Genomic DNA, 11,658 nt, shown 5'->3' on the forward strand with positions numbered 1-11,658 from the left:
ACAGACCATGACCCAAAACCAGACCCTGCTGTCGGTGCGCAATCTCAAAGTAGCGTTCCGTCAGGAGAACGGCGGCGAATTCCAGGCGCTCAAGGGCGTCAGCTTCGACATCCCGGCCAAGCGCACCGTAGCGCTGGTGGGCGAATCCGGCTCCGGCAAATCGGTGACCTCGATGGCCATCATGCGGCTGCTGTCGCCGCAGCACGCCCAAATCACCCCGGACAGCCAGATCCTGCTGCAAGGGCGGGATCTGCTCAAAGCCGGCGGCGCCGAGATGCGCGCGCTGCGCGGCAAAGACATCGCGATGATCTTCCAGGAGCCGATGAGCTCGCTGAACCCGGTGTTCAGCGTGGGCGAGCAGATCATGGAAGCCCTGATGCTGCACGCCAAGTTGGGCCGCCGCGCCGCGCGTCGGCGCGCGATCGAACTGTTGCGCGAAGTGGGCCTGCCGGAACCGGAAAGCAAGGTGGACAGCTACCCGCACCAGCTGTCCGGCGGCCAGCAGCAACGGGTGATGATCGCGATGGCCATCGCCTGCGAACCCAAGCTGCTGATTGCCGACGAACCCACCACCGCGCTGGACGTGACCATCCAGAAGCAGATCCTGCAACTGATCGCGGACCTGCAGAAGAAGCACGACATGGCGGTGCTGTTCATCACCCACGACCTGGGCGTGGTGGGCGAGTTCGCCGACGAAGTCATCGTGATGCGCCACGGCGAAATCCGCGAGCAGGGCAGCGTGCAGCAAATCTTCGACGCGCCGCAGGACGCCTACACCAAGGCGCTGCTGGCCTGCCGGCCGCACCTGGACCGGCGGCCGCAGCGGCTGGCGGTGATCGACGACTTCCTGCAACCGGGCGGCTATGTGGAGCCGCCGCAGCGCGAGCGCGGCTACCAGGCGGACGACGAGATCATCCTGGACGTGCGCGGGCTCAGCAAATCCTTCGACGTGCGCGAAGGCCTGTTCGGCAAACGTCAGTTCCACGCGGTCAAGGACGTGTCCTTCAAACTGGCCAAGGGCAAAACCCTGGGCATCGTCGGCGAGTCCGGCTCCGGCAAGACCACCGTCGGCCTGACCCTGGCGCGGTTGCATCAGGCCAGCGGCGGCCAGGCGCTGTTCCACGGCCAGGACCTGCTGGGCATGGACGCCAAGGCCTTCCACGCCTACAAGCGGCGCATCCAGATCATCTTCCAGAACCCCTACGCCTCGCTGAACCCGCGCTTCACCGTGGAGCAGATCCTGAGCGAACCGATGCAGCTGCACGGCATCGGCCGCGACGGCGGCGAACGGCGCAAGCTGGCGCAGGAACTGCTGGACAAGGTGGGGATGCCGGCCGGGGCGCTGCAGAAATACCCGCACGAATTCTCCGGCGGCCAGCGTCAGCGCATCGCCATCGCGCGCTGCCTGACCTTGAAGCCGGAAGTGCTGATCTGCGATGAATCGGTATCGGCGCTGGACGTGTCGGTGCAGGCGCAGGTGCTGAACCTGCTGCAAGACCTGCAGGACGAATACGGCCTGTCCTATCTGTTCATCTCGCACGATCTGGCGGTGGTGAAACACATCTCGGACCAAGTGATGGTGATGAACAAGGGCGAAGTGGTGGAGCAGGCGGACGCGGACCAGATCTACCGCGAGCCGCGTGAGAGCTACACCCGCAAGTTGTTGGAGTCGATTCCGCAGGGATGGGTGGGGATGGCGCCGGCCTAAAGCCGCGTTTGCTTCAGCTAATAACCGCCGGTCTCCCGGCGGTTTTTTATTGTCCGGCCAGCGCGCGGAAGCCGTAATGCAGCAGGGCGTAAGCGCCCAACAAGCCGCAGGCCAGCGCGCCGTAAGCCAGGGCGGAGCGGCCTGCGTGGCTCAAATCCGTGCTGCTGGGCAGGCAACCGTCCCAGCACTGCGCCGCGAGAAAGCCCAGGACGGCCGCCGCCGGGCTCAGCCACGGCCAGCGCGCCGCCAGCGCCAGCAGGCCCCAGCCCAGCGGCAGCAACAGCAAGGGCGCAATGCCGATGGGCAGCGCGTTCCACCACGTCAGCCGTTTAAAGCCCACTTGGCCCAGCGTCAGCTGCCGGCCGTTGCGGCGGGGCCACACGCTGAAGCGGCTGGGTCGCGCCCGCAGCAGCCAGCCCACCAGAAAATGGCAGAGCTCGTGCAAGGCCGTGCCCGGCAGCGACAGCGCCACATAAGGCCAGAACCAGGCGCGGCGGCGCAGCTGGCGGCTCAGCAACAGGAACAACGCCGGCCATAGCAGCACAGCAGGGGAAGAGACGAACGGCGCGTACAGCGGCTCGAGGACGGACATGTAGGGAAGAGGGCGGGCGAAAACCCGGATTGTGGCATGAGGACGCGGCCGGACCAAGCCGGACGCGCCCTCACGCTTGAGAAGCTAGACTTTGAACAAGTTCTGACGCTTTTTATCTCAATCCGCGCGGAAGCGGTTAATGGCCGCATCCAGTCCATGCGCCAGGCCGGACAACTGCTGCGCCATGGCGGAGGACTCCTCCACCGACAAGCCGTTTTCCGTGCCCATATTGGCGATGCGCTCCACATTCTTGGCGGCGTCGTTGCTGGCCGTGCTCTGCTCGCGCATCGCCTCGGCGATCTCGCTGGTTTTCTCCAGCAGGCGCGTGGACAGCATGCGGATCTGCGCCAGGCGTTCGGACAAGGTGCCGCTCAGCGCCACGCCGGCTTCCACCCGCTCGGTGGCTTCGCGCATGCTGGCCACCGCCGTGGTGGTGTCGCCTTGCACTGCCTTGATTTTCTCGGAAATCTCGCCGGTGGCCTGCGCGGTGCGCTCGGCCAGCTTGCGCACCTCGTCCGCCACCACCGCGAAGCCGCGGCCGGTTTCGCCTGCGCGCGCTGCTTCAATCGCCGCGTTCAAGGCCAGCAGATTGGTCTGTTCCGCGATGTCGTGAATCACGTCCACGATGTTGCCGATCTCATCGGAGCGCTGGTTCAGGCCAATGATGATGGTTTCGGAGCGGCTGATCACGCTGGCGATCTCGGACATCTGCTGCGCGGCCTGGCCGGCCACTTCGCTACCGCTTACCGCCTCGTTCATGCTGCTCTTGGCTTCGCCGGCCATTTCCACCGCATGCTCGGCCACCAGGTTGATGCTCACCGTCATCTCCTCCACCGCGGCGGCGGTGGAGGAAGAGGCGTCGGTCTGCACCTGGGACGCCTCGGCGATGCGCTTGGACACGCCGGACAGCGCGTGGGCGGTGTCGTTCACCTGCTTGGCGTCCTCGCGGGTCTGCCGCAGGAAGGCGCGCAGATTGCCCAACAGCTGCGCCAGCGCGCGGCCGGTTTCGCTGACCTCGTCGCGGCCGGTCTGATCCACTGACACCGTCAGGTCGTTTTTCTCCGCCGCGTGACGCATGGTTTGCTGCATGGCCTGCAAGGGGCGGGTGATGGAGCGGACGATGGCGAAGGCCAGGGCGACGCCCACCACCAGGGCCAGGCCCAGAATGGTCAGCATCATATTGCGGGTGTTCTTCATGCTGACCGCCAGCGCGTCCTCGGCGGTTTGCGCGGATTCGTCGGCCAGCTTGCTCAGGCTGTTGAGCGCGTCGCGCGCCTCGTACAGCTTGGGCTTGAACGGCGCGATGCCGGCGTCGCCGACATTGGCCCGGCTGATCTCGCCGCTGGCGATCTTCTGATACAGACCGTTCATGCCCTGCTCGTAGCCGGAGAGGCCGGTCAGCATGTTGTCGAAGGTTCTCTGGTGATCCGCCGCCATGGCCATGGACTTGGCGGCGCCGGCCTGGTTCTTGAACTCGGCGATGTGCTTGTCCAGCAACTGCTTGTTGGTCTGGATGCTCTGGTCCGAATTGTCCGGGTTGCCGATGCTGATGAAGATGTTCTTCTCATCCTGGCGGATGTGCAGCATGCTGCTCTGCATGGCGTTCATCTGGTAGCGGAACGCGATTTTCTGGTCAAACAGCGAGGTCAGCTCGCCATCCATCTGGTTCAAGGACCACCAGCCGGAACCGCCCACCAAAGCCACGGCAAACAGCAAGCTGCCCGCCAGCGCGGCGATGCGCTGGCCAATCGTGAATTGACTTAACATAATGCCCCCCATTGGTGCTGATATTCATCTTTTTTCATAGCAAACGCATATGAATTGGCGATTGCATCAATGTGTGAAGACGCAGCGCTTCGTGCTGGCATGGACTCCAGCTTGGCCGGGACTCTGGAACATCAGGAATGGGCCCACAGGCCGGAACAACGGAGTGTTTCAATGCCAGCGCCTCTCCTCGTGACGAAGGGGAAGCGGAGCGACTTCATTGAATAGGCGCAATCATAATTCACGCCGTACCGATAGTCCTAATGGTTATTTTTGCATCGCAAAACGGGAACATAGGGTGTATGCCGGGTCAAGCGGGGCAAGGCGGGGGACAAAGGCCGGGCATGGGGCTGATATGAGGTTTTTTCATGTCCGCTGCAATCTAAAAGGCATAAAATCCGCATTGCCGTTTTCAAACGTCAAAAATCAGGCCGGCGCAATCAAAGCATCCGGTTTGCATGCGCTGTTGCATTTAGAGCAAGGCTTGGGCGCCGCCGGGCAAGCCACGCCCTTGTTTTGTTTGAGCAAAATGCCGATAATTAACGGGCAAATTGCCAAACCAAGGAGGGACCATGAAAGCGCTGCAAGTATTCGTGCCGGAGACGCCGGTCCCGCCCATGGTGGAGCACAGCCTGTTGCAGGAACTGAGCGTATTGGTGGGGCAGGAAATGCTCAACGATTTCGACGTGGCCAAAGTGGTGGAACTGGGCGTGGACACCGGCATGCTGGAGCGCCTGGTGGACGCCGGCCTCAGCCGTGGCGAACTGGAGTTCGTCATCCCGCCGCGCACCCTGTCCCATCGCATCAAGAAGGGCCAGGCGCTGAGCACCGAGGAATCCGAACGCGGCGTGCGCGTGGCCAAGCTGCTGCTGCTGGCGGAAGATCTGTTCGGCGACAAGGACGCCGCCGCCCAATGGCTGCGCAAGCCGCTGCACCGCTTTGAGGGTAAATCGCCGCTGGACATGGCCCATACCGAGCCCGGCGCGCGGCTGGTGGAACAAGTGATCGCCCAAGCCAACGAAGGCTACGCCGCGTGATCGTCTGGCGCATCAGCCGCTACGCCGATCTCAACGGCCTGGGCGGGCTGCGCTGGCCCGGCCGCTGGCACCCCGCCGGCCAGCCCATCGTCTACCTGGCGGACCACCCGGCCAGCGCCATGCTGGAAGCGCTGGTGCACCTGGAAGTGTCCATCATGCCCGCCACCTTCACCCTGCTGCAAGTGGAGCTGCCGGACCGCCTGGTGCAGACGCTGGACCAGGCCAGCCTGCCTGAGGATTGGACCCTGCAAGCCGCGCTCACCCAGAGCCTGGGCCATCACTGGCTGCAACGCCAGGCCTCCGCCGCGCTGCAAGTGCCCAGCGCGGTGGCCCCCAACGCCCACAACTACCTGCTCAACCCCCTCCATCCCGACGCCGGCGCCTGCCGGATACTCAGCGTGCGGGACGTGCCTTGGGACGTGCGCCTGAAGTCCTGATGAAGACTCGGGGCCAAGCGCCCTGGGCGTGCCTTCCGCTTGTTCAGCGGCTTTGGTCTGGTCTTACCCTCGTCCGCGAGACCTTAAACTTGTCCATGGAAACAATCGTAAACAAACTCCTGGCCTAGATCCGCCATGCCGCGCTTTTGCGCGCAGAGCATGGCGAGTAGAGTCTTAGAACGTGTTTACGATCTCGCGAGCAAGAACGAGACAAGGCGAAAGCGGCTGAGAAAGCGGAATGTACTCGTGGTACATGAGCATTTCGAAGCCGGTTTCAACGCCGTATCGTTGACGCGCAGCAGATCGTAAACAGGTTCTGAGAAAATTAGCCAAGGGTTCATGCAAACCCAGGCCGTCGGGGCAATTCAATCTATTTATTCAAGATGCGAGGAATGCGATGACAGACTGGGTCAAATGGGCCGGCAAGACGGCCGCGGCCGCGCTGCTGTTCAGTAGCGCCACGGCCGCATGGGCGGACGCCGTCCGCAAGGACATTCTCCCCGCGGACACCGATGGCGGGATCGTGGCAAACAGCGGGCCGCACATCGTTTTTTCATCAGAGAGGGGCGGACGCGCGCCGCTATTGGTTTTTCTGCCCGGAACCGGCGGCGAAACCACGCGCACCGTGGTGGGCGAACAGGCTTTCATCGACACCGCCCTGGCTCAGGGCTACCGCTTCATCATCCTGTCCTACATCGACACGCCGGCGGTTTCCCAGGTTTGCACCCGGCCGGTGCTGGCGACCAATCCGGACTGCGCGGCACAACTGCGCCAAAAGCGCGCCTTTGGGGAAAACACCACCTCGCTGATCCAGGACAAACCCAAGGACGCCATTGTTCATAGACTGACCGCTTTGCTGCGCTACCTGGCCAAAACCGACCCCCAAGGTCGTTGGGAACAGTACCTGGACCAGCAAGCCGTAGACTGGAGCAAGGTCGTGCTGTCCGGGCAATCCCAAGGCGGCGGCATGGCCGCCTATATCGCCAAGCGAGTGGCCGTCAGAGGCGTGATCGACTTTTCCGGCGGCTGGGACATGCGCGCCAACAACCGCATCGCCTCCTGGTACTCCTCCCCCGGCGTCACGCCGCCGGACAGATTGTTCGGCACCTATCACGTGCAGGAGAACTTCGCCTCGGCCATCCACCTTTCCTACAACGCCATGCGCATCCCGGCGGACCACCAGTTTGCGCTGAACAAACCGATACGCCGCCCCAATGCCGACAACCCCGGGCATGGCGAAGGCGCCAGCAATCCGGTGTACCGGGAACTGTGGCAGGAGATGTTGGAGCAGCTTAAGCGGGGAGGTGAGGGGTAGGGCGGGGCTACCGCGTTTGATGCGGATTCCCATCTGAAACTCTCCGTAACTTGAGGGGGCGCGGCAAGCATACAAGGGTCACCCCGGTTGAATGTCGCGGCCCCCCAAGCCCCGCGGCTTGTCAATCTTGCGCAAAAGCCATGCGCATCTCTTCGCTACGGCGGCGTTTCTGAGCGCTCATCAGCTGATTGGCGGCCACCACGCCCACGGTCACCAGCGCGATGAAGACCGTGGCCAGCGCGTTCATTTCCGGATTCAGGCCAAGGCGCACACGCGAGAAGATCACCATCGGCAGGGTGGTCGAGCCTGGTCCGGACAAAAACGCCGAGGTGATCAGATCATCCAGCGACAAGGTGAATGACAGAAGCCAGCCGGAGACCAGCGCCTGGGAGATCAAGGGCAGGGTGATGACGAAGAAGGTCTTGAGCGGGGTGGCGCCCAGCCCCATCGCCGCTTCTTCCAGCGACAGGCTCAGTTCCCGCACTCGAGACTGCACGATGATGGCGACGTAGGACACGCACAGCACTGTGTGGCCTATCCAGATAGTGGTCAGCCCGCGGCCTTGTGGCCAGCCCACGAGGTTTTCCATATTGACGAACAGCAGCAGGATAGAGATGCCGATGATCACTTCCGGCATCACCAGCGGCGCGTTGATCATGCCGGCGAACAGCGGGAACAGGCGGAAGCGGCCGAAGCGAGCCAGCACGTAGCCGGCCACGGCGCCGATCACCACGGAAGAGCTGGCGGCCAGCACGGCGATCTTCAAGCTGAGCCAGGCCGCGTTGATCAACTCCTCGTCCTCCAGCAGCGCGGCGTACCACTTGGTGGAGAAGCCGGACCATATGGTGACCAGCTTGGACTCGTTGAACGAGTAGATCACCAGCAGCACGATGGGCAGGTACAGGAAGGCGTAGCCCAGTCCAAGCACGGTATACGATAGCGGTTTGCTCGGCTTGATCATGGTTGATCCCCTTCCATGTTTTTCAGCTGGTAGTGCTGGAACAGCGCCATCGGCACCAGCAACAGCAGCACCATCGCGCAGGTCACCGTCGCTGCCATCGGCCAATCCATATTGTTGAAGAACTCGCCCCACATCACGCGGCCTATCATCAGCGTATCGGAGCCGCCCAGCAGTTCCGGGATCACGTACTCGCCCACTGCCGGGATGAATACCAGCAGGCTGCCGGCGATGATGCCGTTCTTGGACTGCGGCAGCGTGACCTTGACGAAGGCCGGCCACGGCTTGGCGCCCAGGTCGTACGCCGCTTCCAGCTGGCGCAAATCCATCTTCACCAAGTGGGCGTACAGCGGCATGATCATGAACGGCAGGTAGGAGAACACCATGCCGATGTAGACGCTCCAGTTGGTGTGGTAGATGCGCAGCGGCTCATGGATCACGCCCAGCCACATCAGGAAGTTGCTGAGGAAGCCGTCGTTTTTCAGGATGCCTATCCACGCGTACACGCGGACCAGATAGGACGTCCAGAACGGCAGCATGACCAGCAGCATCAGGGTGTTGCGCACGCTTTCGGCCGCCCGCGCCATGTAGTAGGCCATCGGGTAGCCGATCAGCAGGCACAGCAGGGTGGACACCGCAGCCATCTTGACCGAGGACAGGTAAGTGGCCAGGTACAGATCGTCGTGCAACATGAACAAGTAGTGATCCAGGTTGAGCCGGATCTGCAGAATGTTGTCCTGCATCTCAAACAGCGTGGTGTACGGCGGTACGCCAATCCGCTGTTGGGCGAAGCTGATGCAGAGCACCAGCAAGAACGGAACCAGAAAGAACAGCGTCAGAAACACAAAGGGGATGGCGATCACCCCGGTGCGGCCCGAAGGCAGCCAGCGTTGGATCAGATTTTTCATTTGCTCAGCACCACGGCGCTGGTTTCAGTCCAGCTGACGAACACTTCATCGTCGTAGGACGGGGCGTCTTCCCGCATCAGGGCCAGGCTCGGCACGTTGGCGATCACCACCTTGCCGTGTTCCAGGGTGATGTGGAACAGCGTGTAGCTGCCCATGTAGGCCAGGTTGGAAACGGTGCCCTGCGCCCAGTTGTATGGCTGCTCCGGCTTGGCGCGGCTGACGTTGATGCGCTCCGGACGCACCGAGACGCTCACGTCCATGCCCAGCGGGCCGGTGATGCCGTGGCTGACGAACAGCCGGGTTTTGAGATCCGGGCCGTCAATGAACACGTGGTCGGCTTCGTCTTCCACCACCTTGCCCTTGAACAGGTTGGTGGAGCCGATGAACTCGGCGGTAAAGCGGCTGTTGGGGTATTCGTACACCTCATGCGGGGTGCCGATCTGGATGATGGCGCCCTCGCTCATCACCGCCAGGCGGTTGGCCATGGTCATGGCTTCTTCTTGATCATGCGTCACCATCACGCAGGTGACGTCCACCTTGTCCAGGATATTGACCAGCTCCATCTGAGTGGCTTGGCGGATTTGCTTGTCCAGCGCGGACATGGGTTCGTCCAGCAGCAGCAGTTTCGGGCGCTTGACCAGCGAGCGGGCCAGGGCCACGCGCTGTTGCTGGCCGCCGGACAGCTGGTGCGGCTTGCGCTTGGCGAACTTGCGCATCTGCACCAGTTCGAGCACGGCGTCGACGCGGTCGCGGATCTCGTTCTTGGGCAGGCCTTCCTGCTTGAGGCCGAAGGCGACGTTGCCTTCCACCGACATGTGCGGGAACAGCGCGTAGGACTGGAACATCATATTGACCGGGCGCCGGTAAGGCGGGATTTTTGCCAAGTCGTCGCCATCGATCAGCACGCGGCCGGAGGTGGGTTGTTCGAAGCCGGCCAGCATGCGCAACAGCGTTGATTTGCCGCAGCCCGAGCTGCCCAACAGCGCGAAAAGCTCGTTTTTGGCCACGCTGAGGTTCACATGATTGACGGCAGTCGCGTCTCCGAACTTCTTGACGACGTCGATGATTTGAACGAAATCCGCCTTTGATGCGTGGATGGCTTCCTTCTCTCGATGGCTCATGGGCATAGTCATGATCTTTTCTCTTCTCTTTAATAGAAATAAGAGCCGCTAAGAAAACCTCGCAGAGAATCTGAGCCAAGGCGCGCCGACGCAGGCAGTACAAGTCGTACGACAAGGAGGCGCAACGCGGGATCAGGGGTTTTGTTAGCGGGTCTAAAGGTTCAGCCCGCCCCTTTGCGTCTTCCTGAGGCGGGCGCAGGGGCTGTTAATTCATCGTTGCAAACCGTTGGGGAAAAAAATCCCTGCACCTGGGGGGATGCAGGGCAAACAGGCGCGCAGGCGCTCACGGATCAAAAGGTGTAGATGAGGCTGCTGCCGATCAGGTTGTTGCTTTTGCTCCAGCTGCCGTCGCTTCTCTGGAACACGGCCTGATCCGCCCAGTCGTGTCGATATTCGAACTTCAAGGTGAGTTGCGAGGTGGGGTAGAGCATGAAGTCCAGCGCCACGTCCTGGCGTCTGGCGCCGCGGCAATCCAGCCCGCCGTTGCTGGAAGCGGCCAAACAGGCCGGGGCAATGCCGAAGCCGTTGACGCCGTCGGTGCCGGCGGAGGCTTGCATCCCGCTCAACGCCGTGCCGCCGGTATAGGTGGTGCCGGCGCCGCCTCCGTTGCGGCCGGTATCCAGGTAGTCCCAGCGCAGAGCGGTACCAAGCAGGCCAAGCGGTGCAACGTTCCACTTGCGCACGGCCAGCAGCGAGGCGCCCCACCAGCTGGCGTCCCCGCCGTTCCAGGCCGCGGATTTTTGACGGCCAAAGTCCAGCTCGGCATTGAAAGTGAAATCGGCGGTCGCATAGCTGGCGTCGAACTCGGTGAACATATAAGGCGTGAACGGTTTATCGCTCAGGCAGTTCAAGCCGTAGCGGCCGGAGGGGCAACTGCCCTGCGCATTGCCGGTGTAGACCGATTGCCTTCCTAGCGCCGCGGACCAGCCCCAGTCCCAGGCTCCTTTTACCTTGTCGATCCGCCATGTCAGCGTCGGCGTCCGGTTGCTTTGCGCCCCGCCGCCGGCATTCTCCGCCAAGTTGGGATGAGTGCGATTCTGCTCATTGCCTAACAGCACTTTCCAGGTGTAGTCGCCGCTGTCGGTCCAACCGGTATAGCCCAGGCCGACGAAATAACCCGGCACGCTGAAATCGTAGAGCAGGTTATGAGTCAGCGTAGGCAAGATGTTGGACTGCTGATATTCGTAGCCGGACACGCTGGGCATCAGGCCGGCGATGATCTGCTGGGTGCTGCTCAAGGGCAAGGTGACCTGGGCGGCGTTGAATAGCCCGCCCCCGGACGCGCCATCCAGGGTGACGTTGCCGGCGCCGCGGTTGGGCATGATCTGGATCTCGGCGAAGGGCGCGGTAGGGCCGGTGCCGAAAATTTTCTTGATGTCCAGATAGACGTCGCCGATTGAGCTGTTGTAGTAGCTGTAATTGTTGCTGTGGTCCAGGAAGTGGAAGCCGCTGTCTTTCGCGTTGGCGTTGTAGAGGTAGACCGGGTCTAGATAACCGGTGACCGACAGGCCTGCAATCGGCCCGGTGCTGGCGGCGTCGGTGAGCGACTGCAGCATCAATTCCTGCTTGTTCAGGCGCTGCTTGATCTCTTCGCTCTCGTCCGCCCGCGCGGAGTCGCCGGAGGGCGTGATGCCGGCATTCTTGAGCGCATTCTCCAAAGCCTCGACTTTATGCTGCAGGGCTTCCAGCCGCGCCGCCGCATCGTTGTCGCTGGCTGAAGCGGCCAAGGCGGCCGGGGGTAAAGCTGCAAGCAGCACAGCTCCTAACAGTGCCTTCATCTCCATCTCCTTTGCGTTTATTGCTCTTTAGGGCATGACT

At 62.4% G+C, this 11,658-nt stretch carries 10 protein-coding genes; 4 read left to right on the forward strand and 6 right to left on the reverse strand.

Translation table 11 applies throughout. From position 1 onward, the window contains the following. Positions 1 to 7 precede the first annotated feature (7 nt). Positions 8 to 1,708 (forward strand): ABC transporter ATP-binding protein, encoded by a 1,701-nt coding sequence (locus GYH29_RS08235; RefSeq protein ID WP_161523504.1) that lies wholly within the window; start codon positions 8 to 10, stop codon positions 1,706 to 1,708. 46 nt (positions 1,709 to 1,754) lie between these two features. On the opposite strand, the gene GYH29_RS08240 is transcribed toward GYH29_RS08235, so the two are convergent. Together GYH29_RS08240 and GYH29_RS08245 are read right to left on the reverse strand one after the other, a co-directional pair. Then, the gene (locus tag GYH29_RS08240; RefSeq protein WP_052052269.1) at positions 1,755 to 2,300 is read right to left on the reverse strand and encodes a hypothetical protein; all 546 of its coding nucleotides are present in this window, start codon (positions 2,298 to 2,300) and stop codon (positions 1,755 to 1,757) included. Positions 2,301 to 2,417: 117 nt separating this feature from the next. Continuing rightward, a complete protein-coding gene (locus tag GYH29_RS08245; RefSeq protein WP_161523505.1) occupies positions 2,418 to 4,067 on the reverse strand; it encodes a methyl-accepting chemotaxis protein in 1,650 nt (549 codons plus the stop codon). A gap of 569 nt (positions 4,068 to 4,636) precedes the next feature. Here GYH29_RS08245 and parS point away from each other — a divergent pair. The 3 genes from parS to GYH29_RS08260 all read left to right on the forward strand — a co-directional run bounded on the left by parS (position 4,637) and on the right by GYH29_RS08260 (position 6,853). Beyond that, positions 4,637 to 5,101 (forward strand): type II RES/Xre toxin-antitoxin system antitoxin, encoded by a 465-nt coding sequence (parS, locus tag GYH29_RS08250; RefSeq protein WP_052052267.1) that lies wholly within the window; start codon positions 4,637 to 4,639, stop codon positions 5,099 to 5,101. Further along, a complete protein-coding gene (locus GYH29_RS08255; protein WP_107732001.1) occupies positions 5,098 to 5,538 on the forward strand; it encodes an RES family NAD+ phosphorylase in 441 nt (146 codons plus the stop codon). The genes parS and GYH29_RS08255 overlap by 4 nt, the downstream gene beginning before the upstream one ends. Before the next feature lie 397 nt (positions 5,539 to 5,935). After that, the gene (locus tag GYH29_RS08260) at positions 5,936 to 6,853 is read left to right on the forward strand and encodes a BPSS1187 family protein (protein WP_198001653.1); all 918 of its coding nucleotides are present in this window, start codon (positions 5,936 to 5,938) and stop codon (positions 6,851 to 6,853) included. A 121-nt stretch (positions 6,854 to 6,974) separates the two neighbouring features. Here GYH29_RS08260 and GYH29_RS08265 read toward each other — a convergent pair whose 3' ends face one another. From GYH29_RS08265 to GYH29_RS08280, 4 genes are all read right to left on the reverse strand, one after another. Beyond that, a complete protein-coding gene (locus GYH29_RS08265) occupies positions 6,975 to 7,814 on the reverse strand; it encodes an ABC transporter permease subunit (protein WP_161523506.1) in 840 nt (279 codons plus the stop codon). Continuing rightward, the gene (locus GYH29_RS08270) at positions 7,811 to 8,719 is read right to left on the reverse strand and encodes an ABC transporter permease subunit (protein WP_161523507.1); all 909 of its coding nucleotides are present in this window, start codon (positions 8,717 to 8,719) and stop codon (positions 7,811 to 7,813) included. The genes GYH29_RS08265 and GYH29_RS08270 overlap by 4 nt, the downstream gene beginning before the upstream one ends. Continuing rightward, positions 8,716 to 9,846, reverse strand: a complete 1,131-nt coding sequence (locus GYH29_RS08275; protein WP_232060606.1) for an ABC transporter ATP-binding protein — start codon at positions 9,844 to 9,846, stop codon at positions 8,716 to 8,718. The genes GYH29_RS08270 and GYH29_RS08275 overlap by 4 nt, the downstream gene beginning before the upstream one ends. Positions 9,847 to 10,130: 284 nt before the next feature. Next, a complete protein-coding gene (locus GYH29_RS08280) occupies positions 10,131 to 11,618 on the reverse strand; it encodes a DUF3138 family protein (RefSeq protein ID WP_161523509.1) in 1,488 nt (495 codons plus the stop codon). Between the last annotated feature and the right edge of the window lie 40 nt (positions 11,619 to 11,658).

This window comes from Chromobacterium haemolyticum, assembly GCF_009936155.1.
Classification (GTDB): domain Bacteria; phylum Pseudomonadota; class Gammaproteobacteria; order Burkholderiales; family Chromobacteriaceae; genus Chromobacterium; species Chromobacterium haemolyticum.